Below are 22,332 nucleotides of genomic sequence, written 5' to 3'. Positions count from 1 at the left end.
TAATGCCCTCTTCATCTGAAAAGTAGTTATGAAAAATCGGGATTAGGAGCCTGTGGGCCATCCCGCATTTCCCATGAACATGTTGTCGAATTTCACCTTTGCTTGTGGTCATTGCAATAGTTGCAAGTAAAAATATTTTTCCTGTTTTTAGACAAAATGTTTACCCGAAATTCGGGCCATGTCAGCAAAGGTCTTCAACTCATCTTTAAGATTGGCACGGATCACCCACGGCCCGATAGTCATACGCAAGCCGGCAATCAGCTCATCATCTTCTGAAAAGCTTAGTGCCAACGGGGCAGACAGCAATTTTTGCAGGCACTCTTCAAGTTTCTGTTGCTGAATACGGTTCAGAGGATATGCACTGACAATATGGACTTCCTGCTGACGCCCCTGCTCACTCACGGTGGCCAGACCGTTCAGTTTCTCCCCCGAAATCTCCCCTAGTTGCCGCAGCAACAGGTCAATAATTCGTGCCTCCAACTGTTCCGCCCTTAGTTCTTTCAAAACAGACGCTGCAAAACGGGCCCCTAGCTCCAACGCACGGATTTCAGCCTTTTCCAGCTGCTCCTTTACCTGACGCTCAGTGAGAACCTCTTGCTTTTTTCGTTCAGCCTCCAGTTCATCCTGCAGCTTGTCAAACAGTCTCCGACTCTCTTTAGCCAGTTCGTTTTCCAGGTTGGAACGTGCCGCCTGCCGCTCACTTTCCCACTCCTCCAGGCGGTATTCATATTGATTTTGGAGATTTTCCGCCCTTTCCTGGATCTTTCGGGAATTTTCAAACTGTTGTTCAATGCTCTTACGGCGCTTTTCAATCATCTCCTGCACCGGCCTATAAAAAAGACGCTTTAATAGCCAGACAAGAACCAGAAAATTCAGTATTTCAAGAATAAAAGTCGTCCAGTTCAGTTCCACGGTACTCCTCATTAAGGATGAAGCAGATATTCCAGCAATGGATTACGAAATAGGATGATCAGGACGATAACCAACACGTATATGGCGAGAGATTCAATCATCGCCAAGCCGATGAACAGGGTCCGCATAATGGCTTTTTCAGCTTCAGGTTGTCGGGCCAGTGCTTCCAGAGCACTGGTTATTGCCTTCCCCATGGCAAGCGCCGGCAGTTGTACCCCAATGGCAAGCCCTATAACAGCCGCGAGAGTTGAAATCTGTACAATCATATTCATTTCTGCCATATCTTCCTCCTCTTCTGCCAGGCATTCACACTACCTGGAGGAATTCGAACGTTCTTCATGGGATTGGATGCCTCCGACAACATAGATAAGAGCCAACATCCCGAATATATACGCCTGAACCAACGCCTCCACGATATGGAGCATCAGGATCGGGATTGGCACCAGGAAGCCGGCGACCATCAGCACAAGAAAGGCCGCCAACTCCAGGCTCATCATGTTCCCGAACAGCCGTACCGCAAGTGCCACCGTGCGAGTAATTTCACTGATGATATGAAATGGTAGCATAATGGGATTCGGACTGAGGTAATGCCTGAAATAGTTGCCCCATCCCTGCGTCGTGATACCAAACCAATGAACTGAAAGGAAAACAGTAACCGCCAAAGCAGCTGTCACCGACAGATCGCGCGTTGGAGAGTCCATTCCCGGTACGAGTCCCAACAGATTCCCGCAGATCAGAAATACCCACAGGGTCGAAATAAAGGGCATAATGCGCTCTGCATGCACACCTGCGACCTGCCTTACCGCGTCTTCCAAACCGGACACAATCGCCTCTGTAACCGCCTGCCGCCGAGTCGGCTTTCCCCCCATACGGCGGACCATCAACCAGGCCGCCAAACTCACCACGGCCGTCAGTAGCAGACTTGTTCCCAGACTGGTGCTGATGGCAAATGGTCCTACAAAAAAGAGAGTATCCACCCCTATTGTAACATCACCCATTCAACGCCCCCGAATCAACAAGTAGACATTGACTGCACCTACAACCAGCCCGATAATCAGAAGACTGAGAGTCCAGCGAATCGAATATCCTTCCAGCATACTGTCGAGCCAACGGCCAAGGTATGCTCCTGCAATGAGCGGCAGTACAAGCACCAGCCCCAGCGTGGTGAGGTAAATGGTCTGGCCGAGAATGGTGTGGTGCTCTTTTTCGGCTTTTTTCATCCGTTCAACCTTACGATCCACATCCCTGCTCAGCTGTTTTCTCTCTTTCATGTCAGGCTTACCCCTTGCCTCCGCATTTCCCATATCTGTTTCAGCAAGGCCTCTTCCATGTTTTTGAGGCTTTGGCGAACGTTCTTCAATTCTTCCTCTTCAACTCTCAACTCCTCGGCAAGTCGCTTCGAGATCCGTGAATATTCCGTATCCACAAGATAATGACTTGTAACAAGATAGAGGACATTCTCTCGGAAGTAGAGTGCTGCCCCGGGCAAGGCAATGTACTCCCAGGACCCGCCTTCACAGCAAAAACGGGCTAACCCGAAGATCAGCACGGTCATCATCCGGGCATGGCCCGGCTGAATTCCAAAGCTGCCACTGCTATCCTCGCCAACAAAAGAGATCACCCCGTCTCTCGTCTGGCTCTTCTGGTTATCAAGAATTTTCAGGGTCATGGTGCTCACTGCAAGGCCTCCTGCATACTGCCCTGGAAATAGCATCGCTCTTCCGGAATATCATCATACTTGCCCAACAGAAACGCCTCGCAATCGGCCAGGGTAGCCGCGAGGGGAACTGATTTCCCCGCCATCCCGGTATAGGCTGCAGTCGCCCAGAACGGTTGGGTAAAATATCTTTGCAGCTTTCTTGCCCGCAGGACTGTCATCCTGTCCTGCTTTGACAGTTCTTCTATGCCCAGCATGGTTATGATGTCTTCCAACTCCGCATATTTCGCCATGGCCTCACGGACTCCTTCTGCAACGGCATAATGGGTGTTGCCCAATGAATATCGATCCATCAGCTTGCTGGTGGAGATGAGGGGATCAATTGCCGGGTAGATTCCTTTGGACGCTTGCTGGCGCGAGAGGATAACTGTTGTATCAAGATGCTTAAGGATAACGTTGACCGCAGGATCACTCATGTCATCAGCCGGGACATAGACTGCCTGGACCGAGGTGATAGAGCCGTTGTCTGTGGAAAGTATTCGGTCCTGCAGTTCAGCAACCTCGGTATGCAGAGTCGGCTGGTAACCAACAGTCGCTGGCATTCTCCCGAGCAGGCTGGAAATCTCACTGCCGGCCTGAACAAATCGAAATACGTTATCCATCACGAAAAGCACTTCCTTTTTCATGGTATCCCGAAGAAATTCGGCATAACTCAGCGCAGAAAGTCCAACTCGAAACCGTACCCCGGGAGACTCATCCATCTGCCCGAAAACCATCAGGGTATTGCGCATCACATCCGCCTTGCGCATCTCGGTCCACAGTTCATGCCCTTCCCTCAGCCTTTCACCCACTCCTGCAAACACAGACACACCATGATGAATTGCGGCAATCGCATGCATGAACTCCATTACCAATACCGTCTTTCCCACCCCGGCGCCTCCGAACAGTCCGGTTTTTCCTCCGGCAACAAAGGGGCAAAGCAGGTCAATAACCTTGATGCCGGTCTCGAGAATTCCACGATTCTCAAGAGTGGCAGCAAGAGGAGGAGGCCCAGTATGTATATTGCGAAATTCTTCGGCTGCCAGCGGTTCTCCGCCGTCCAGCGGCTCTCCGAAAACATTGAGCAGTCTCCCCAAACAATCCCCAGTAACGGGTACATGCAAAGATGCTCCGCTGTCATACACCGGCATGCCGCGGTACAGACCACCTGTTTCATGAAGTGTTATGGCGCGGATATGGTGTTGATCTAGATGCTGATGCACCTCAAACATAAAAGTTTCGGCATCCACCTGGGTAATGAGTGCCCGCCGCAATGGCGGCAGCATGCGACAGTTGACTTCCACCACAGGTCCGTGAACTGCGGCAATGAAGCCAATAGCATCAGCCTGCCAGGAATTTTCATGTAGAAAATCAGCGGTCATCGTATTGAATCAGAAATGGGATAATTCTTATTAGCCCGGATTTTTAACAAGTTCTGGCGGCACGGGTTTCAACGCCTTTAGCAAAAAAACCATAGAGAACTGCGAAGCCTGCGCTAACCTTTTTATGGCTGAAATACTGAAGAAAATGGTGCCGCATGGAACCACCTGCGATGAGCATTTTGCAGATATCAAAAACGACAATAATGGTATCAATGCGCTTGAATTGAATCGTTTTTTTCTCATCCTTGACAAAATACTCATGAGAAATTCGGTTTAGATCAAGTGGCACTGACCAAGCCCAAAGGTTACCACTCGCTACAGAGCATGTGTTTCAGCACCAACCTGACCGACGGTCTCCACTCAAATGTCTGTCGGTGTATAGTAATTTTCTCTCAATAAGGCAGATTTGGAGAGAAAAGAACGTGGTTCGGCAGGCTTCAGAAAATAGCATAGCTTAATTGTATGGCTATACCGCAGAGATTGGTAGGGCAGTACAGACTGCATACCCTGAAATTTTGGAGTTTATAAGGCGTTGACAGTCTGGCCTTGCAAGGTTTATGCTAGCCAAACCGAACAACCGCTCGGATATTATGTTTGGCGCTTCAAAAAAGTTATAGCCCTGTCTCAATTTCATAAAAAGGAGAGCCCATGAGCTACGAAAATCTTGTTGTTGAAGTTGACACACACCATGTTGCTATCATCTCACTCAATCGACCTGATGCACTGAATACATTCACCAGCAACATGGCGGATGAACTCTACAGGGCCCTCACTGACCTCGACCGGAATAATGATGTTCGGGTCATTATGATCCAGGGTGCAGGCAAGGCGTTCTGCGCAGGCATCGATATCAACGAACTCAAGGGCAAAACAGCGCTGGAATACAAGGCCTGGATAGAGCATATGGAACGGCCCCTGGTCGCTATTGCTCAAATTGCCAAACCGGTTATAGCCAAGGTGCAGGGCGTGGCTGCCGCCAACGGTATGGGGCTGGCCGTCTCGGCCGACCTGACTATTGCTGCAGAGAATGCCAAGATGGGGCTGACCGCCATCAATGTCGGCCTGAACTGTGTTGGCCCGGTTATTCCCGTGGCCCGGGTTGTCGGCAGGAAAAAGGCATTGGAACTGCTGCTCTACGGCGACCTCATCAAGGCACCTGAGCTCCTTAAGTTTGGCCTTATCAACCGTATGGTCCCCAAAGAAGAACTGGATGATGCGGCATACAAATGGGCTGTGGAGCTGGCCAGGAAAAGCCCGGTAGCGGTACAGATTGCCAAAAAAGGCTTCTACGGCTCCGAAGACCTGGGCTACCTCAACCAGTTCGACTATATGAATGACGCTTTTGCCCGGCTGTGCACCACCCACGACGCCCATGAAGGGGTGAGCGCTTTTCTGGAAAAAAGAAAGCCCGAATGGCAGGGACGCTGATAAGCTCCTGCTGAAAAACAAAGCCGCACATTGGGCAACTTTACCCTTTCTAAAAATTGAAGTTGCCAGTTGCCCAATATCCCTCAAGATATCAGAAGTAACGTTAAAGATAGAAAAATAAAAACACACTGCCTACCTACTGATTGGTTGACAGGCTGTCTCAAGTTAGCTACCCTTAACGTCGCTGAACTGATTTTCAGTGGTGAATACACTTACCAAGCCAACCTACCTTTCAGTAGGTTGGCGGGTTGTGAAAATGCTGAAAGGCATTGTTGAGACAACCCGCTACCGGTCAACGATACAACACACAGGAGAAATTCTATGAAAAACGTACTGATTATCAACACCCACGAACCATATCCTTTCTCAGAGGGAAAACTCAACCGAACTCTGGTTGAAATGGCAGCAGAGAACCTGCAGACAAGGGGATATACTATTCAACACAGTTCCATGAGCCAATATGAGGTTGAACAGGAGATCGAAAAACATCAATGGGCCGATGTCATCATCCTGCAGACTCCGGTAAACTGGATGGGTGTGCCCTGGACTTTTAAAAAATATATGGATGAAGTGTACACCGCCGGCATGGATGGCAGACTCTGCGATGGCGACGGCCGTACCAGAAAAGACCCGGCAAAGCAGTATGGCAGCGGCGGCACGCTGGCGGGAAAGAAGTATTTGATCTCTCTTACCTACAACGCTCCGGCCATTGCTTTTGACAACCCTGAACAGACCTTTTTTGAAGGCAAAGGGCATGATGAGCTGTTCTGGCCGACCCACCTGAACTTCAGGTTTTTCGGCATGGAACCACTGAAAACCTTCGCCTGCTACGATGTCCTCAAGAACCCGGATGTTGAGAATGATTTCAAACGATTTACCGACCACATCAACGATCAGTTTCCACCCGTCGGTTAACAAACGAGCAGGACACCTTACCTTTATGAAATTACAGTCAGCGATTGGAATAGATTATGAGTCAACAACTGCAATCATTTGATCCCGGCAATGGTGAATTGCTCGGGGCGGTTGAGGTGGCAACGGAGAACCAGATAGAGCAAGTGGTTCTCCAGGCCAGAACAGCCTCCGCCCAGCGGAGTGATCTCGGTACAGCACAACGCACCGGCCTGGTTGAGAAGGCATGGGCCGCCGCCGAGCCGGAACTTCACCGGCTGGCGGAGCTTCTCGGCCGGGAGATGGGGAAGGATATCCGTCGCGCCACCGGTGAAGTAAGCGGCACCATCTACGGCGGCCCCTACATTGCTCAGGCGGTAGCGAACGCCCTGCAGCCTTCCTCTATTGGGCGAACAACAATTGAATACAAACCCTTCGGGATCGTGGCAGTGATCTCCCCCTGGAATTATCCACTGGCAATGGCTAACAACCTGCTGATTCCTGCCCTGGTTGCAGGCAACACTGTCATCTGGAAACCATCGGAAGAAACGCCGCTCATCGCCCAGGCATTCTTCGACCTGGTGGCAGGAAAACTACCTGAACATGTGCTGCAGATCGTCCACGGCGACGGAGAACAGGGCAAAATGCTGGTAGAGAGCGATGTGAACATGATCGCGTTTACCGGCTCCCGTGCCGCAGGTAAAGATATCATGCAAAGAGCCGCCACAAGTCTTAAACGCCTGGTAATGGAGTTGGGCGGCAATGACCCGATGCTCGTCATGGCCGATGCCGACCTCGCCGCCGCCGCTCGTTTTGCCGTTGCCAGCAGTTTCGAGAACGCTGGCCAGATGTGTACCTCCACCGAGCGAATCTACGTGGATGAAACTGTGGCCGCCGAATTCAATGAGTTGGTGGTAGGTTACGCCCGTCAGTACAGGGTTGGCCCATGGAACATGGACAACGTCAACATCGGCCCCATTGTCAATCACCGCCAGCACCGCACAGTTCTGGCCCACATAAAGGATGCTGTTGAAAAGGGCGCAAAGCTGCTGTTGGGCTCTGACGACCAGCAACCACCCTATATCCAGCCCACCGTAATAGCAGGCATGACACCAGACATGCGGGTCGAGCAGGAAGAGACCTTTGGGCCACTGATCTGTATCAGCACCTATAGCGATATTGAAGATGCCATAACACGAGCCAATCACAGTGACTATGGCCTGGGAGCGGTGGTCTTTGGCGGTTCCGGCGCAAACACAATTGCCGGTCGGCTCGAAGCTGGAATGATCGGTATCAACCAGGGTGTGGGCGGTGAAGGAGACTCCCCCTGGGTTGGAGCAAAACAGAGCGGGCTTGGTTTTCACGGTTCAGCCGAAGGCCATAGACAGTTTGCACAGGTGAGGGTTGTAAATCGTTAATTCTCTTCAACTGAGTTCAGTTTGATCTGATCAGTCAGTCAATGACCAAGGAGGTCACAATGAATCTACAGGATAAACTCGATAATCTGCGCGACCAACTAGAAGCCGGTATTCCAGCGGATACCCTTGCAATCATGCACAACTCAACGGCGGAGCTGGTGAGTTCAGGTATCATGGATGACGTATTGAACGTTGGAGCGTCAGCCCCGGCCTTTACCCTCTGTGACCAGAATGGCAATGATATCAGCTCAGCAGATTTACTCTCCCAGGGTCCGCTGGTGCTTACCTTCTATCGAGGAGTCTGGTGACCGTACTGCAATGCAGAGCTGGAAGCTTTGCAGGAAGTCGCTCACGATATCCGTGCTGCTGGCGCGAGCCTCGTTGCCATCTCGCCGCAACTGCCGAAATACTCCAAGCAGGTAATCAAAAAGCATGGGCTCGATTACCCTGTCCTGGCAGATCCCGGCAACAATGTGGCCAGTCTCTATGGTCTGGTCTTCAGCCTGCCCGAAGATCTGAGAACCATCTACACCAGTTTCGGCATCGAACTGGACCGGTTTAACGGTGATGATCTCTGGCGACTGCCGCTGCCGGGTCGTTTCATTATCGGCACAGATGGGGTTATAAAAAACGTGGAAGTCCACCCGGATTACACAAGGCGCCCAGACCCGACCAGGATAGTCGAACTACTGAAAACCATCTGAAAATAGAGTATATAAATATTCAAAAGGATTACCTGCTCGAAAACCACTACCCCTTACCAGCCGGATACCGTATCCGCCCTTCAGCAGACAGTGCGGAAGGGCGGATATGCTCCCTACCGACAGTTGCAACCCGTTATCCGAAAACGAATAAAACCTCTATTCAAGCTCATGATATACTCTGATACAATCAGCAAAACTTACAGGCTGTCATGAGAAATCGGCGTTAAACACTACTCAATCACCATGAAAAAAATACTCATAGTATTTGCACACCCGGCTTTTAATCGCTCCTGTATCAACTCCGCTTTGCGTAAAGCCGTCGAGAATCTTGAGAATATCACCTTCCACGATCTCTACTCCAGTTACCCCAACTTTTTAATCGATGTGGATCATGAGCAGAGACTCTGTGAAGCTCATGATGTGATTATCTTCCAGCACCCGTTCTACTGGTATTCAACGCCGGCCATCATGAAGGAATGGCTCGATCTGGTACTACAGCACGGCTGGGCCTATGGTTCCAAGGGCAACGCCTTAAGCGGCAAACTATTTTTGAATGTACTCAGCGCCGGAGATCAGGCAACCTACCTGAAGAAAGGAGACAATCCATTCTCCCTTAAACATCTGCTCTCCCCTTTCTGTGCCACTGCCAAACTCTGCAAGATGACCTGGCTGCCACCATTTGCCGTGCTTGCCGCCCACAGTGGCATGCCGCAGCAGGAAATCAACAGTCATGCCGAGGATTACAGGCGTTTCATCATTGCCCTACGTGATGATCGCATCAATCTTGGCAAAGCGGTTAAATCTTCACACATCAACAGCGACCTCAACGGGGTACTCAAGGGATAGCCATGGAATTGTTTCTGCTACAACTCTTTATCTTTCTGGCTGCTGCAGCCGTCGCCGTGCCGATTGCCAAGAAATTCGGGCTGGGCTCCGTACTGGGTTACCTGATAGCCGGCATTTTGATCGGCCCCTTCGGATTATCGCTGATCGCTGATATTGAGCAGGTCATGCATTTCACCGAATTCGGCGTGGTCATGATGCTCTTTCTGGTCGGCCTGGAACTCAAGCCCTCCCTGCTCTGGCAAATGCGCACGCCCATCCTTGGTATGGGAGGATTTCAGGTTATAGCCACCAGCTCTGCCATTGCCGGAATCGCCGCCTTTTTCCTGCCCTGGCAGCAGGCACTGGCCATCGGCATGACCCTTTCGCTCTCCTCCACCGCCATTGTTCTGCAAACCCTCAGGGAGAAAGGGCTGATGAACACCTCCGCCGGGCGTTCGGTTTTTTCCGTGCTGCTCTTTCAGGATCTGGCGGTCATCCCGATGCTGGCAGCTTTCCCACTGCTGGCGACCGTCGTTGCCCATGGAGCAGACCACCATGGCCCTGCGCTGTTTGATATTGCCGCCCTGCCCGGCTATCTTCGCATACTGGTTACGCTTGGAGCTATTTTTTCTATCTTCTTTCTCGGTAAGTTCGCCGCCCGCCCGATTTTCCGCACCATCGCCGCCACCAGGGTGCGCGAAATTTTCGTTGCTGCGGCCCTTGCCATCGTGGTGGGCATTTCGCTACTGATGATCGCAGTTGGTCTGTCTCCCGCACTTGGTGCTTTTCTGGCCGGTGTGGTGCTGGCCGACAGCGAATACCGCCACGAGCTTGAGAGCGACATCGAGCCATTTAAGGGGCTGCTGCTCGGTATCTTCTTTATCTCGATCGGTGCCAGCCTGAACTTCACCATGATCCTGGAAAAAATAACTTTGATCGCCGCCCTGGTGGTGGGTCTGATCGCGATTAAATGGCTTATACTGATAGCCACAGGGTTGATCTTCAAAATAGGTGGCAAACAACGCTCACTCTTTGCTGTAGCTTTAGCCCAGGGAGGTGAATTTGCCTTTGTGCTTTTTCAGTTTTCCAAGGCCAACGGAGTACTCACCGCTGAAACTATCGATCCGCTGATTTCCGCAGTTGCCATCTCCATGTTTCTGGCACCACTGCTCTTTATCGCCTATGAAAAGATCTCCGAAAAATCGACACCAGCTCCCGAAACGGCAGAAGCCGATCATATAGAACGAGGTGGACACAAGGTTATCATGGCCGGCTTCGGCCGAATGGGGACAGATCTTGGACGTCTGCTTATCTCGGCAGGTATCCGGCCGGTTATCCTCGACCATGACGCGGCAAATGTTGAAGTGCTGAGAAAATTCGGGTTCGAAGTCTACTACGGCGATATCACCCGACTCGATCTGCTGGAGTCTGCCGGTGCAGCCGAAGCAGAGGTTCTGGTCATCACCATCGGTGATATTGAAAAGACCCGGGAGCTGATAGAACTGGTTCGAAAACATTACCCCCACCTGAAGATTGCTGCCAATGCCCTGGACCGCGGTTCGGTTTATGAATTGATGGATCTCGGGATTACCACCATACGGCGTGAAACCTTCGGCAGTGCACTCTCACTTGGCGAGGACACGCTCAGGCTACTCGGTGTGCACCCCTACGAGGCATATAAACTAAAACGACTTTTCAGAAAGAAAGATGAAGAGACCATGCCCGAGCTGTACAAGATTCACCGTAAGGACGAAGAGCAGTACATCAGCATGTACCAGAAGCACAACGCCGACCTGGAAAAATTAATGGCTCTGGACATGCAAGCCGATATGGAAGAACTGAACAAGGCCTGGCTCAGCATCAGCCCTGAAGAATAGAACTTCCCAATTTCATACCATGATAGCCTGGGCCTCCTTGCTCACTGGTGCAAGAGGCTCCAGGCTGTATTCCTGAACTCGTGAGATATACTGTTTGGTCGTCTTCAGGACTCTTTTTTAACAATTTCTCTCTACTAAATTCCCCTTAATGTCCTTCGCTTACGGGCATCGGCTTAAGCACCGATCCCTCCCCCTCGCCCCGATGCACTTAATTGATGCTGCAAAAACATATACTTAAACAACCCTCTCCTGGTGGTGAATTATTCATGCCCTATTTGACAAAGCGGGCTATTTAACGTTGACTATTAAATAGTAATCATTACTACTGGATTATTATGATGAAAATTACTGAACAGGAAGTCGAACAGCGAATCAGCCACTTTAAGGGCGTCTGCAGGGATAAAGGTCTTAAGCTTACACACCAGCGAATCGAGATCTACAGGGAAGTCGCTCAAACCGGAGAACATCCTGATGCTGACTCCGTTTATAGGCGGGTAAGGAAGCGTATCCCCACAGTCTCGCTTGACACTGTCTACCGGACGCTGTGGTGGCTGAATGATCTCGGTCTGGTGGAAACCCTGGGATTAAGCCATGAGCGTACCCGTTTCGACGCCAACCTGGCACCTCATCATCATTTCGTCTGCAAAAAATGCGGTATTACCCGTGACTTTTACAGCACGGATCTTGATAGCATCAAGCTCCCCGACTCGGTAAACGCATTCGGTGAGATTGAAGCAACACATGTCGAAGTGGAAGGTATTTGCACGACATGTTTTAAAAAAGAGGGCTAAAGATCATCCAACAACCTTACAAGTAAGCGGAGGATGCAACATGAGCAGTGAGAGTAAGTGTCCTGTGACTGGACAAGGTTTCAAAAGGCTGGCAGAAGCAACAACAAACAGGGACTGGTGGCCAAACCAGCTGCGGCTGGATATTTTGCGTCAGCATTCCTCCAAATCCGATCCGATGGGCGAGGACTTCAACTACCCTGAAGTGTTCAACACTCTTGACCTTGCAGCGGTAAAGAAAGATCTGGAAAAATTGATGACAGATTCCCAGCAGTGGTGGCCGGCAGATTACGGTCACTATGGGCCACTGTTCATCCGCATGGCCTGGCACAGTGCAGGCACCTATCGAACCGCTGACGGACGTGGCGGCGGAGGAACCGGCAACCAGCGTTTTGCCCCGATCAACAGCTGGCCAGACAACGTCAACCTCGACAAAGCCCGCAGGCTGCTCTGGCCTATCAAACAAAAATATGGCAAAAAAATCTCCTGGGCCGACCTTATCATTTTGACCGGTAATGTGGCTATGGAGTCTATGGGATTCAAGACCTTTGGTTTTGGTGGCGGCCGGGTAGATATCTGGGAGCCGGAAAAAGATATCTACTGGGGCTCAGAAACAACCTGGCTGGGAGACGAGCGGTATTCTGGCGATCGTGATCTGGAGAACCCGCTTGCAGCCGTCCAGATGGGTCTGATCTACGTCAATCCAGAGGGACCAAACGGCAAGCCAGACCCGATAGCATCAGGCCGGGATGTACGTGAAACATTTGCCCGTATGGCCATGAACGATGAAGAAACTGTAGCGCTGACCGCCGGCGGCCATACCTTTGGTAAATGCCATGGCGCCGGTGATGCCGCCCACGTAGGCCCGGAACCAGAAGCTGCAGGTATCGAACAGCAGGGTTTCGGCTGGATAAGCAGCTTTGGTAGCGGCAAGGGTGGGGATCAGATAGGCAGTGGCCTGGAAGGTGCCTGGAACCCGACTCCGACCCAATGGGACATGGGCTATTTCGATATGCTCTTTGGCAATGAGTGGGAGCTGACCAAGAGTCCTGCCGGAGCCTGGCAATGGACACCGAAAAACCCAACCGACAAAAATATGGCCCCTGCAGCGGATGATCCCACCAGGAAGGTGCCGATCATCATGACCACCGCAGATATGTCAATGCGGATGGACCCGATCTACGAAAAGATCTCCCGCCGTTTTCATGAAAACCCCGAGGAATTTGCAGACGCCTTCGCCCGTGCCTGGTTCAAGCTGACCCACCGTGATATGGGGCCGCGGACGCGCTATCTCGGCCCTGAAGTTCCTGCAGAAGAGCTTATCTGGCAAGATCCGATTCCGGCCGTGGACCATGAACTGATAACCGACAAGGATGCTGCAACCTTGAGAGACCAGATCCTCGCCACAGATCTTTCCGTTTCTGAACTCGTTTCAACCGCCTGGGCATCCGCCTCGACGTTTCGTGGCTCAGACATGCGCGGTGGTGCTAATGGCGCCCGTGTTCGCCTGGAGCCTCAAAAAGACTGGGAAGTAAATCAACCAGCTCAGCTTTCAAAGGTCCTGAAAACACTGGAGAGCATCAAAAACGGTTTTGGCAAAAAAATCTCCATGGCAGACCTAATCGTGCTCGCCGGTTGCGCAGGGGTCGAACAAGCCGCGAAGAATGCTGGTCACAACGTAAGGATTCCATTCTCTCCCGGGCGCATGGATGCCTTGCAGGAACAGACAGATGTTCTCTCTTTCACTGTAATGGAGCCTGAAGCAGACGGTTTTCGCAACTACCTGAAAACCAAGTACACAGTTCCAGCCGAGGAAATGCTGGTCGATAAGGCACAACTCCTTACCCTGACTGCTCCGGAGATGACCGTTCTGGTGGGTGGTATGCGTACCATGGCCACAAACTATGGCGGAACCAAGCATGGCGTTTTTACAGACCGCCCAGAAACGCTGAGCAATGACTTCTTCGTCAATCTGCTCGATATGTCCACTGCCTGGACCCCGGTTTCAGAAGATCGGGATGAGTTTGAAGGCCGCGATCGTACCACCGGAGAACTCAAATGGACCGGTACCCGTGTCGATCTGATCTTCGGTTCAAATTCAGAATTACGAGCTTTGGCAGAAGTTTACGCCTGTGCTGACGCCGAAGAAAAGTTTATTAAGGATTTCGTGGCAGCATGGGAAAAGGTGATGAATCTGGATCGTTTTGACCTCAGATAAGTGATAAGAAACCCGAAGATTTCACCGGTTACTATTCCTCCACCACAGCCTTTCAGCAACCCTTGAAAGGCTGTGGTGTACTAACTTGCCAATTTCATGAAAATAGTCCGTCTCACTCTCTTCCTTTTCAAAGAACAAAACTCACGCAGTGAGGTGTGGCAAACAGGGGGCAGGGGCAATCAGAAGCCCTGTTGAGTATCTTTATTAAAAGGTTCATCCGGCAAACGAGTACCTTGACCTGTGAAGGTGGTATAATCGTAATTTGAAATACTCCATATCCCGCAAACCGTATGCCTGTCGTTTCAGCGTTTGTTCTTGTTATTTGTGTCCTCCACCACTGCGTTTGTTATCGGATGTTCAAGTAGTTAAGAATCATGTCTTTGTACGTGTTCAGGGTCAGGCCAAGCCTGAAGAGTATCACTTACTTTCCCCATGAAAATTGTCCCATCATTCAGCGCCGAACCTTACCAGACGACAAGCACCACCTCCAATCCTGAGGTTTTTTACAACCCTGAAACAATGGAGGTCGCTTATACCCATCCTTTTGACAACGTGATACAAGATGACTGGTTCAGGTTCAGAGAGGGTGTGGAGTATGAATGGTGGCAGAAAATCTTCACAGTGGAGGGAAGATTGGGCTCTGGCCTGGCCGGGCTCCGTTTATTATTATTACAGTGTTTTCGACTGGGAAAACGAACTGTTTGACAACATCGAAGGGAAGTTTACTTTTGCAACGGAACCGGTTCCAGAGCCTGCTCCCATGGTGCTGTTCGGCTCTGGCCTGGCCGGGTTCATCGGAGTTCAATTACGCCAGACACGCAGGCGAAACAAGATCGTGAACAGATAACATCACCCGACCCTTCCACGCATGACATCCTCATGCTGTCAGGGCCGGATGCAACAGTTTTAGGACAATAACTGCAGATCACTACAATCCTATGGTTATGTTTGGATACAATCCCTCCATTTCCCCGAATTGAAAGGGTTGAATCGTGTTCAGTGAGAGATTCTGATTTCTTTGGGCATGACCCATATTTTTTTCACCATCGAAAAACGCCCCATTCACATCAAGGATGTGGTGTATACGATCTTTGAAGGCTTTTACAAAAAGTCCACCATCACCTTCAAAGTTGAGTCGCCCTTTGCTGAATCCAGACTTCCTTTCCTGAAGTTCAGCTATTGAAATACTGTTCTCCTTTAAATCCTGCTCATTGCGGATAAGCCCCCAGACAAGGTGTTCCTCAGGGATCTGCAATGGTGAATTAATATCGATAATTGTGTGGGGCATAACGATGCAACCCTTTCCGATCTTGATGCGGCTCTCGGGCTTGCCGAATAGAAAGCTGTTGAACCCGACGAATATGTCTCGTTCAAGCTCCGACTCGATAATCTTTGCCCCATGGGCCGTCACATTGAACCCTGCGAGATTTGAATTAATTATATAGCAGTTTTCCTGTGCGTTAGAGCCTTTTCCCAGTGAGGAGTTGCTGAGATATGCCCTCTGCGACACAAGAACGTTGTCAGCTATCTTTGTTTTGGGGAGGACAACAGCGTAGCGATCAAGTGATGCTGTTTTGGGTATCGACTCTATCGCCTCAAGGTTTACCGTATCAAAAACCCGTTGAAAAGCTGCTTCGTGCTTGCCTATAAAATCGATGATATAGCCATGTGGAAGATCTCCGGGGATCACACTTGCATAGCTGCTGAGTAAGGCCTGGTCATAGCTGTAATAAAAGTTGAAGTTGCCTGGGCTGTTAACCCAGACGGTACCAGGCGGGATAGTCATATGACTGATCTCACCAGCCTGTATATATGAGTATGTTCCGATCACGCAGTCCCTGACGGTCGTGAGGTCAACGGTTGCAAACGGCCCAAGGAATGCTCCCTCAGTGGGAGCGCCGTGGATGTTCGCATAATCCATAGCCAGCGTATCCCTGATAAAGAATTCCTCGGGAGTCTCGGGGTCATGCGAAAAGTTATGAACAAGTGTCTTCACAAGGGCACTGTGAGCGATATTTACACATTCGTCTTGCGTGATGGTTATGTCAAATCCCTGACAAGCAAACATACTCCCCTTTCGCTTCAGTTCATCACCACGGATGTCGGTTTTATACAGCAGGGAGTTCGAGACACGGCACTTCCCCAAGAAATAACTGCCGGCAAGACCCGAGTGCCTGATTTCCAGGCTCAACGGGTGGTCAGTCGAGATCCCGTAGAAAGCATAGAATTTGTTCATCTGTTCCGGAACAATGAGACCTGAGGAGTATGGTTCAGCATCAAAATTCAATTCCCGCAGATTTATGTTCAGCCTCTGAATGATTCTGTCGTAGAGCTTCTCTAACTCGTTCATCTTCCCTCTTCACTATTTATGTTTGGTCAAGATAGATTGTTCCAAGTTATCCATATTATTTTTGGGCAGGAATAGAGGTAGAGCCATTCGGATCTACTCCATGGCCGCCTCTCTCATTTCATGGGATACTGCTGCAAAGACATCGGCCATTTTGAGTACTCCGACGATCTCCTCCTCCCTTGTTACCAGAAGTGAGAGGTGCGTACCGGCGACAAGTCTGTGAATGGCAATGTCCAGTGAGCAATCTTCAGAGACGAACTCTCCGGGAGTTGGTTGCTGCATAAACTCCTCTACAGGCCTTTCAGCCGCCGCTTTTAGAGATTCTTTATTCAAGATTGGCCCTTTGAGCCGGTAGATCTCCCTGCTTCTGTTGAGGTATTTTTCACTGAAACCGAATTTCCCCAAATCATCAAGTTCCTCATTCAGGTCGTATCGTGTTTCGACTGCCTTGAGCACCCTCAACTGTCCGATTTTACCGACGACTTTATTTTTCTCGTCCATGACAAGAATTGCACGGTGCTGATACTTACTGTCGGTATATGCTTCTTGCGCCTTTTCCAAAGCCAGGATAGCCCCCAGCAAAGATGTACCGATCTTAACAGTCGCATACTCTTCAATGGGTACCATCAAATCCTTCACTGTCTTCTTTTCCATAAACAATTCCTGAGTAGAATTTTTCTGTTGAATCGATTTCAGCAAAGTCAACCGCCTCGATATATCTACGAAATCAGAGATCTTAATAAATTATGTTATTGCAGTGTTATACATAACGCCATCCCATTAGGCAACCAATGTGATTTAAACACCCTCTATGGGCTAGGGAAAATATCTCATGGCGGCAATCTACTCAGCGTGGTATGGTTTCCGCACCAATGATCCTCAATGCTTTACAAACACTGACTTTTTTCTTGGTTTTCCCTGAAATATGACTTAGCAAAGGGTACTTAACAATGGCTATCTATATTGGTATGACTCAGGACCTGGTCTGCGCAAGAGAGTATTTACTGACAATACATGCAGGGATGGCTCCTGATATTGAAATGGGTCCGTTTAAGAAGAAGGAGGAGGCCATCGGTTATATACACTTCATGAAAAATAGATTTCCCAACGCTATCGAAATACAGCTGCCGCTTTTCCCTGTCAGGCAGGAGGACTCACACAAGTGGTTTGTTTTTTCATTGGAGCACCAGGGTATAGTCCACTAATCCCTGGTTATTTTCCGTCCTGAAGCAAAGCTTCTGCCCAATCTCATCGCTTCGGCTTAAAATGTTGTCCTTCGATAACCGAGGTACCAGAATCCGAGCCTTCTACTCAATCTTCTATGTATTCCCAGGCCAGATGGAGAGCATCGTTATAGTCGGTGTGAATACCATCAACTCCCAATAGATCACCATAGCCCATATCAAACATCTGCCGCCGGATACCTTCCCCCTCATTGACCACGATGATCGGTTTGATATTTTCTCTTTTCAACCTGTCAATCATCTCACTTAAAGCGAAATATCCGGACAAATCCATGAACGGCACGTCAAGGAGGTTGATAATGACGACCTTGGTGCCGATCAATTTACTGACATGTTCCTGCATTTTCGATGTTGTCCCGAAAAAGAATGCCCCCATGACGGATATGGTCCGGATGCGGTACCCTGTCTCCTCTTCCAGACTCTTTTCGAGATCCCTGTGCCATTCCTGATGCTGCACGCCCCTCACATCAATTTTTGATTGTGAGGCTATTCGATATGTAATCAACAGGGACGCCAGGGTAATACCTATTCCAACGGCCATGATAAGATCGACGAAAACCGTGATTACAAAAACACTGAGCATAACAACCAGATCTGGTTTGGGGATACGATTAATCATGCGTAACAGCCGGTAATCAAGAATGTCTATCCCCACCTTCATCAGGATACCTGCCAATACAGGCAATGGAATGACTGATGCATATGGTCCGGCTCCCAGTAAAATTGCCAACAGGAACAAGGAGTGCGTTATACCCGAAACCTTTGTTGTACCTCCCGCTTTAATATTGACGACGGTACGCATCGTCGCACCGGCTCCGGGCAAACCACCAATGAACGAGGCGGCAATGTTGCCAATACCCTGACCCACCAGTTCCCTGTTTGAGTTGTGCCTGGTCTTGGTCATGGAATCTGCGACCACCGATGTGAGAAGAGAGTCGATTGTCCCCAATGCGGCGAGAGCAAGAGCCATTGGGACGATCTTCGGCAAGAGATCGAGAGGGAATAAAGACAGCCTGAATTCGGGGATACCCGATGGGATCTCTCCGATAATCTCGACCGGCAGATCAAAAATTACAGCCAGCAAGGTGCCACTGACAAGAGCCAGCAATGGTGATGGAAATCTGCTGCTTATTTTTGCCGGGGTAAGAAAAACTACAGCCATGGTAAACATTGCAATGAGCAGACTGTAAATATTAATATTCCCCATTGCAGACGGGAGTTCTATCACAGCTTCGAGAGGTGATTTTACTCCGGGCGCACCGAGCATCGGATGAAGTTGAATGAGGATAATGATAACGCCTATGCCGCTCATGAAGCCTGAAATGACCGGATAGGGGATATATCTGACAAATCCGCCTACTTTCATATACCCCAGCAGAATTTGAAATATGCCTGCCAGAAAGACGACTGCTGTGATTGCCGGAATATTATCAGGGAAGGCAACTATCGTAGCTGCGAAAATAACAGTCATTGGCCCTGTGGGCCCTGAAACCTGGGTGGATGTGCCTCCCAGGAGAGCTGCAAAAAAACCCACGGCAATGGCTCCGTAAAGGCCGGCAGCTGCGCCGAACCCGCTGGAAACGCCAAAGGCAAGAGCGAGGGGAAGGGCAACTATACCGGCCGTCAACCCTCCCAAAAAGTCACCTTTCAGCACCGAAAGATTGTATCCCGATTTCATTCTGCATCACCTTCCGCATGAAATAGATTAACAGGCAGACTGCAGCCAAGTTCTTTCAGTGCAGTGCATGCCAGAGGTATAATGAGAAGCTTGATGATAGGTAAAATAGATTGTTTTAGTATTAAATTAAATTAAGATACAAGTCAACGTTCAATGCACGTTATCGGGGGCAGCCTAGGATCGATCAGGCATGACGAATAATCAATCGTGGGATCGCCCCGATTGATGCGCAAACCCGCGCGGGTGGTTGCCAGGTCTTCGACCGGTGACGAGGTGAAATTGCGGGCAGAGGGGAGCCTCAGCTCTCGAAACGCCACCCTCTTTCCGGCTATGCGATCTTCGCAGCCAGCTCCCTGCCATAATCGTGGGCAACTTTAATCCCACCTCCAACCGCGCCGGTCTTCAACATCAGCGGAGTACTCACCATGTCCATACCGTAGATGTTTTTCATGGTATCGTAAATACGCTCTGCAGCTTCACCACTCCAGCCAAACGAACCGAATGAACCACCAGGCTTGCCATGTAACTCTGCTCTTTCAGCAAGAAAAAGAAAGGTCTTCATCCTATCCATCATCGCGCCATGGTAGGTCGAGGAACCGAAGACATAGAGGTCATAATCTGCAAGTTCATCCTCCCGCTTAATCTCGGTTACATCCTTTATGGCAACATCAATGGCTGAAAGTCGTAATCCTTCCGCTATGAGTTCAGCAATATTTTTGGTCTGACCTGTACGACTTGAGTAAACGATGAGTGCTTTAGACATTACGAATTCTCCCTGGTATCTGGTTTGATGATGCAAATTCCAAGTCACATCGATTCAGCAATAATAATCATTACTATTTTGAGTATCATACCAGATTATCCGAAACCGTAAAGTACTGATTACCGGTCATTTCAATTTTCTTTCACCCGGTAAGGGAGATACCTACTCAAAGCGCTACAATCACAAAGTGAGGAATTTTTAGTCATGACAAAATTGGAGATTATAGATAATGAGTCTCCAGATCGTAAAGACTCATAGAGTTGGTTCAGAAAATCCACACCGGTTAGCTTTAAAGATAGAGTTCATTTTAGATGGACTATCCTGAATGTAATATTGGATCCTCTGATATCCTTATAGAAAGAGGACCGGCCATTTACCATATAGATAAAATCATCTTTTCCCGTTCGGTTCCTGAACGTTCGTTTTTGACAATCTCCAACAACACGGGGGGCGCCATCCAATGGAATCCCGCTATAGGAGTTATTCCAGCAATCCTCTACCCATTCACCATGCATCCCCAACCTTGGGTATAGACCAAAATTATTGACATAGGACTTTCTGGTCATTTGCATTCCCTTGCCACTATTGATGACAAACCATGAGTCAGGCAGAGGCTCTGGTCCCTTAATGGCATACTCCCACTCTGATTCAGAGGGAAGGCGAAAATTTTTCCCGGTACTATTATTTAACCAGGATATATAGGTTTGAGTTCCTTCCCAACTCACCAGTGCCGCATCATGACCCCGATTTTGCCCATCCAATGGTTCGCAAATCTTATTTTTTACACATTCATCCCAATCAGTTACCGTTATAGGCTCTTTGCTTATAAAGTAGTCATAGCCGATTGTGATTTTCTGTATTGGTCTTGGCCCATTCGCCCAAGGCCAATTCCCACCCTCGCCAATATTAAAACTGCCTGCCTGTACTTCAGCCATCGGCGGTACGTTGATGCCGGTGAAATAGCCATGTTGCCTGGTTACACATGCTGATATCAGTAAGATCAATGCTGTTGAAAGCATTCCTGTTAATTTTTTCATAGTAGAGCCAACGATTGCGCGCAAAGGGTTTGTTATGAATGAGTTATATTCACCTTTGGATTACGATGATAAAAGATCTTAATTAAACCTGCCGAAGTGATCATTTACGATACCAGAATAAACGTGCTCATTGATTGTTTATCTTCACTCTCTAAATAGCGACTATGAGGCGAGCACCCTAAACACTCCAACCCCAAAAAACCGACTATATCTGTAAAACATACTGAAACGTTACAGCTATTCTACTAATCCATCTACTCTACTAAACAAACTTCCTCCTTGCCGCACTTCACACCTCCGATTACAATCATCCTCGTGGTCAGGCTCCGAATTCATAACCTCTACCTAAAAGGACATAAAAATGACAAAGAGAATACTAGTCCCTGTAGCGGACGGAATTGAAATGGTCGAGGCCCTTGCCATCGTGGATGTTTTCAGAAGAGCAGGTGCAGATGTCGATATCGCTTCAGTCCATGACCTGGTTATAACCTCTTCTCATGGTGTGAAGATTCATGCAGATAAACGTATCAGTGACTGCATGGATGAAGAATATGATCTGGTAGTGGTTCCTGGTGGTATTCCCGGTGCTGAACATCTAAGAGACTCCAAACCACTTATCGATATCCTTAAAAAACAGAACAAGGCCAACAAGCTCTACGGCGCTATTTGCGCATCACCCGCGCTGGTTCTTGGTGAGAATGGTCTTCTCGAAGGTAAATCCGCCACCTGCCATCCCGGCTTTATCGGTGGCCTGAAGAGTGGCAAAACATCTGAGAAAAACGTAGTAATGGACCAAAACTGCGTAACCAGTCGCGGTGCTGGTACTGCTGTGGAGTTTTCCCTTGAGCTGCTGGGTATTCTAATGGGTGATGAGAAGAAGCAGGAGGTAGCCGCGGGAATGGTGGTTGAGGTTTAACAGTCCTGCTACGCTGAGAAACATGTTACCTCAATCTATTTCACTATCATTTTCTGGAAACGGGAAGTCACGGGTGAAGAGACAGGAGTGGGGTGTGTTTTGATAATTCTGGCTATTTTGCTTATTCAGAGTAAAAGCTCTATTGAAGATCAGAACAGACTTTTAATTTTCTCGTGGCCGGAATAAAGCATTACCCTTTCAGGAG

At 49.3% G+C, this 22,332-nt stretch carries 23 protein-coding genes and 1 pseudogene; 13 read left to right on the top strand and 11 right to left on the bottom strand.

Annotation, left to right across the window (positions count from 1 at the left end):
• Positions 1-147: 147 nt before the first annotated feature.
• From ACN5NT_RS18435 to atpD, 6 genes are read right to left on the bottom strand one after another with little or no spacing between them, the layout of a single operon-like run.
• Positions 148-912, bottom strand: a complete 765-nt coding sequence (locus tag ACN5NT_RS18435) for a F0F1 ATP synthase subunit delta (protein WP_419176405.1) — start codon at positions 910-912, stop codon at positions 148-150.
• Between the two features lie 11 nt (positions 913-923).
• Positions 924-1,193 carry an ATP F0F1 synthase subunit C gene (locus ACN5NT_RS18430; protein WP_136797175.1) on the bottom strand — a complete coding sequence of 90 codons (270 nt, stop codon included), beginning with the start codon at positions 1,191-1,193 and terminating at the stop codon, positions 924-926.
• A gap of 30 nt (positions 1,194-1,223) precedes the next feature.
• The gene (locus tag ACN5NT_RS18425) at positions 1,224-1,910 is read right to left on the bottom strand and encodes a F0F1 ATP synthase subunit A (RefSeq protein ID WP_136797177.1); all 687 of its coding nucleotides are present in this window, start codon (positions 1,908-1,910) and stop codon (positions 1,224-1,226) included.
• Positions 1,911-2,183 (bottom strand): AtpZ/AtpI family protein, encoded by a 273-nt coding sequence (locus ACN5NT_RS18420; protein WP_136797179.1) that lies wholly within the window; start codon positions 2,181-2,183, stop codon positions 1,911-1,913.
• Complete coding sequence (locus ACN5NT_RS18415) at positions 2,180-2,581, bottom strand: F0F1 ATP synthase subunit epsilon (RefSeq protein ID WP_136797228.1); 402 nt, start codon at positions 2,579-2,581, stop codon at positions 2,180-2,182. The genes ACN5NT_RS18420 and ACN5NT_RS18415 overlap by 4 nt, the downstream gene beginning before the upstream one ends.
• A gap of 5 nt (positions 2,582-2,586) precedes the next feature.
• Positions 2,587-3,990, bottom strand: coding sequence for a F0F1 ATP synthase subunit beta (gene atpD / locus ACN5NT_RS18410; protein ID WP_419176404.1), 1,404 nt, complete (start codon positions 3,988-3,990; stop codon positions 2,587-2,589).
• Positions 3,991-4,114: 124 nt separating this feature from the next.
• On the opposite strand from atpD, the gene ACN5NT_RS18405 reads away from it, so the two are divergent.
• From ACN5NT_RS18405 to ACN5NT_RS18355, 11 genes and pseudogenes are all read left to right on the top strand, one after another.
• Positions 4,115-4,267, top strand: a complete 153-nt coding sequence (locus tag ACN5NT_RS18405) for a hypothetical protein (RefSeq protein WP_419176403.1) — start codon at positions 4,115-4,117, stop codon at positions 4,265-4,267.
• Between the two features lie 371 nt (positions 4,268-4,638).
• A complete protein-coding gene (locus tag ACN5NT_RS18400; protein ID WP_136797183.1) occupies positions 4,639-5,418 on the top strand; it encodes an enoyl-CoA hydratase/isomerase family protein in 780 nt (259 codons plus the stop codon).
• A gap of 321 nt (positions 5,419-5,739) precedes the next feature.
• Positions 5,740-6,333: an NAD(P)H-dependent oxidoreductase gene (locus ACN5NT_RS18395; RefSeq protein WP_419176402.1), complete on the top strand. Its 594-nt coding sequence runs from the start codon at positions 5,740-5,742 to the stop codon at positions 6,331-6,333.
• 56 nt (positions 6,334-6,389) lie between these two features.
• Positions 6,390-7,727 carry an aldehyde dehydrogenase family protein gene (locus ACN5NT_RS18390; protein ID WP_419176401.1) on the top strand — a complete coding sequence of 446 codons (1,338 nt, stop codon included), beginning with the start codon at positions 6,390-6,392 and terminating at the stop codon, positions 7,725-7,727.
• Between the two features lie 59 nt (positions 7,728-7,786).
• Positions 7,787-8,035 carry a hypothetical protein gene (locus ACN5NT_RS18385; protein WP_419176400.1) on the top strand — a complete coding sequence of 83 codons (249 nt, stop codon included), beginning with the start codon at positions 7,787-7,789 and terminating at the stop codon, positions 8,033-8,035.
• Between the two features lie 12 nt (positions 8,036-8,047).
• Positions 8,048-8,431, top strand: a pseudogene (locus tag ACN5NT_RS18380) (peroxiredoxin-like family protein); the annotation flags it as partial.
• A 243-nt stretch (positions 8,432-8,674) separates the two neighbouring features.
• On the top strand, positions 8,675-9,277 hold the full coding sequence (locus ACN5NT_RS18375; protein WP_419176399.1) for an NAD(P)H-dependent oxidoreductase: 603 nt from the start codon (positions 8,675-8,677) through the stop codon (positions 9,275-9,277).
• 2 nt (positions 9,278-9,279) lie between these two features.
• Complete coding sequence (locus ACN5NT_RS18370; protein ID WP_419176398.1) at positions 9,280-11,133, top strand: monovalent cation:proton antiporter-2 (CPA2) family protein; 1,854 nt, start codon at positions 9,280-9,282, stop codon at positions 11,131-11,133.
• A gap of 335 nt (positions 11,134-11,468) precedes the next feature.
• Positions 11,469-11,924, top strand: a complete 456-nt coding sequence (locus tag ACN5NT_RS18365) for a Fur family transcriptional regulator (protein WP_419176397.1) — start codon at positions 11,469-11,471, stop codon at positions 11,922-11,924.
• A gap of 40 nt (positions 11,925-11,964) precedes the next feature.
• Positions 11,965-14,139 (top strand): catalase/peroxidase HPI, encoded by a 2,175-nt coding sequence (gene katG, locus ACN5NT_RS18360; RefSeq protein WP_419176396.1) that lies wholly within the window; start codon positions 11,965-11,967, stop codon positions 14,137-14,139.
• A 562-nt stretch (positions 14,140-14,701) separates the two neighbouring features.
• Complete coding sequence (locus ACN5NT_RS18355; protein WP_419176395.1) at positions 14,702-14,986, top strand: PEP-CTERM sorting domain-containing protein; 285 nt, start codon at positions 14,702-14,704, stop codon at positions 14,984-14,986.
• 81 nt (positions 14,987-15,067) lie between these two features.
• Here ACN5NT_RS18355 and ACN5NT_RS18350 read toward each other — a convergent pair whose 3' ends face one another.
• A complete protein-coding gene (locus tag ACN5NT_RS18350; protein WP_136797197.1) occupies positions 15,068-16,489 on the bottom strand; it encodes a transferase in 1,422 nt (473 codons plus the stop codon).
• Positions 16,490-16,582: 93 nt separating this feature from the next.
• Positions 16,583-17,143: a CBS domain-containing protein gene (locus tag ACN5NT_RS18345; RefSeq protein WP_419176394.1), complete on the bottom strand. Its 561-nt coding sequence runs from the start codon at positions 17,141-17,143 to the stop codon at positions 16,583-16,585.
• Between the two features lie 296 nt (positions 17,144-17,439).
• On the opposite strand from ACN5NT_RS18345, the gene ACN5NT_RS18340 reads away from it, so the two are divergent.
• Complete coding sequence (locus ACN5NT_RS18340) at positions 17,440-17,694, top strand: hypothetical protein (RefSeq protein WP_136797201.1); 255 nt, start codon at positions 17,440-17,442, stop codon at positions 17,692-17,694.
• A gap of 106 nt (positions 17,695-17,800) precedes the next feature.
• Here the strand turns inward: ACN5NT_RS18340 and ACN5NT_RS18335 are convergent, their stop codons facing one another.
• The 3 genes from ACN5NT_RS18335 to ACN5NT_RS18325 all read right to left on the bottom strand — a co-directional run bounded on the left by ACN5NT_RS18335 (position 17,801) and on the right by ACN5NT_RS18325 (position 21,109).
• Entirely contained in the window at positions 17,801-19,411 is a 1,611-nt protein-coding gene (locus ACN5NT_RS18335; RefSeq protein ID WP_419176393.1) for a SulP family inorganic anion transporter, read from the bottom strand.
• Between the two features lie 328 nt (positions 19,412-19,739).
• The gene (locus tag ACN5NT_RS18330; RefSeq protein WP_419176392.1) at positions 19,740-20,174 is read right to left on the bottom strand and encodes a flavodoxin domain-containing protein; all 435 of its coding nucleotides are present in this window, start codon (positions 20,172-20,174) and stop codon (positions 19,740-19,742) included.
• A 302-nt stretch (positions 20,175-20,476) separates the two neighbouring features.
• Positions 20,477-21,109, bottom strand: a complete 633-nt coding sequence (locus ACN5NT_RS18325) for a formylglycine-generating enzyme family protein (RefSeq protein ID WP_419176391.1) — start codon at positions 21,107-21,109, stop codon at positions 20,477-20,479.
• A 463-nt stretch (positions 21,110-21,572) separates the two neighbouring features.
• Here ACN5NT_RS18325 and ACN5NT_RS18320 point away from each other — a divergent pair, with 463 nt between their 5' ends.
• Entirely contained in the window at positions 21,573-22,127 is a 555-nt protein-coding gene (locus tag ACN5NT_RS18320; protein WP_136797207.1) for a DJ-1 family glyoxalase III, read from the top strand.
• The last annotated feature ends 205 nt before the right edge of the window (positions 22,128-22,332 follow it).

Source organism: Desulfosediminicola sp. (assembly GCF_048381775.1).
In the GTDB taxonomy this organism is placed as follows: Bacteria; Desulfobacterota; Desulfobulbia; order Desulfobulbales; family Desulfocapsaceae; genus Desulfopila; species Desulfopila ganghwensis.
Note: the sequence above shows the minus strand (reverse complement) of the source record. Positions and strands in the feature narration are given on the sequence as shown.

Bases quoted from the DNA above. Each gene is read 5' to 3' on its own strand.
- ACN5NT_RS18430 (WP_136797175.1), bottom strand. From the start codon at position 1,193: ATGGCAGAAATGAATATGATTGTACAGATTTCAACTCTCGCGGCTGTT.
- ACN5NT_RS18425 (WP_136797177.1), bottom strand. From the start codon at position 1,910: ATGGGTGATGTTACAATAGGGGTGGATACTCTCTTTTTTGTAGGACCA.
- ACN5NT_RS18420 (WP_136797179.1), bottom strand. From the start codon at position 2,183: ATGAAAGAGAGAAAACAGCTGAGCAGGGATGTGGATCGTAAGGTTGAA.
- ACN5NT_RS18415 (WP_136797228.1), bottom strand. From the start codon at position 2,581: ATGACCCTGAAAATTCTTGATAACCAGAAGAGCCAGACGAGAGACGGG.
- atpD (WP_419176404.1), bottom strand. From the start codon at position 3,990: ATGACCGCTGATTTTCTACATGAAAATTCCTGGCAGGCTGATGCTATT.
- ACN5NT_RS18405 (WP_419176403.1), top strand. From the start codon at position 4,115: ATGGCTGAAATACTGAAGAAAATGGTGCCGCATGGAACCACCTGCGAT.
- ACN5NT_RS18400 (WP_136797183.1), top strand. From the start codon at position 4,639: ATGAGCTACGAAAATCTTGTTGTTGAAGTTGACACACACCATGTTGCT.
- ACN5NT_RS18395 (WP_419176402.1), top strand. From the start codon at position 5,740: ATGAAAAACGTACTGATTATCAACACCCACGAACCATATCCTTTCTCA.
- ACN5NT_RS18390 (WP_419176401.1), top strand. From the start codon at position 6,390: ATGAGTCAACAACTGCAATCATTTGATCCCGGCAATGGTGAATTGCTC.
- ACN5NT_RS18385 (WP_419176400.1), top strand. From the start codon at position 7,787: ATGAATCTACAGGATAAACTCGATAATCTGCGCGACCAACTAGAAGCC.
- ACN5NT_RS18375 (WP_419176399.1), top strand. From the start codon at position 8,675: ATGAAAAAAATACTCATAGTATTTGCACACCCGGCTTTTAATCGCTCC.
- ACN5NT_RS18370 (WP_419176398.1), top strand. From the start codon at position 9,280: ATGGAATTGTTTCTGCTACAACTCTTTATCTTTCTGGCTGCTGCAGCC.
- ACN5NT_RS18365 (WP_419176397.1), top strand. From the start codon at position 11,469: ATGATGAAAATTACTGAACAGGAAGTCGAACAGCGAATCAGCCACTTT.
- katG (WP_419176396.1), top strand. From the start codon at position 11,965: ATGAGCAGTGAGAGTAAGTGTCCTGTGACTGGACAAGGTTTCAAAAGG.
- ACN5NT_RS18355 (WP_419176395.1), top strand. From the start codon at position 14,702: ATGACTGGTTCAGGTTCAGAGAGGGTGTGGAGTATGAATGGTGGCAGA.
- ACN5NT_RS18350 (WP_136797197.1), bottom strand. From the start codon at position 16,489: ATGAACGAGTTAGAGAAGCTCTACGACAGAATCATTCAGAGGCTGAAC.
- ACN5NT_RS18345 (WP_419176394.1), bottom strand. From the start codon at position 17,143: ATGGAAAAGAAGACAGTGAAGGATTTGATGGTACCCATTGAAGAGTAT.
- ACN5NT_RS18340 (WP_136797201.1), top strand. From the start codon at position 17,440: ATGGCTATCTATATTGGTATGACTCAGGACCTGGTCTGCGCAAGAGAG.
- ACN5NT_RS18335 (WP_419176393.1), bottom strand. From the start codon at position 19,411: ATGAAATCGGGATACAATCTTTCGGTGCTGAAAGGTGACTTTTTGGGA.
- ACN5NT_RS18330 (WP_419176392.1), bottom strand. From the start codon at position 20,174: ATGTCTAAAGCACTCATCGTTTACTCAAGTCGTACAGGTCAGACCAAA.
- ACN5NT_RS18325 (WP_419176391.1), bottom strand. From the start codon at position 21,109: ATGGCTGAAGTACAGGCAGGCAGTTTTAATATTGGCGAGGGTGGGAAT.
- ACN5NT_RS18320 (WP_136797207.1), top strand. From the start codon at position 21,573: ATGACAAAGAGAATACTAGTCCCTGTAGCGGACGGAATTGAAATGGTC.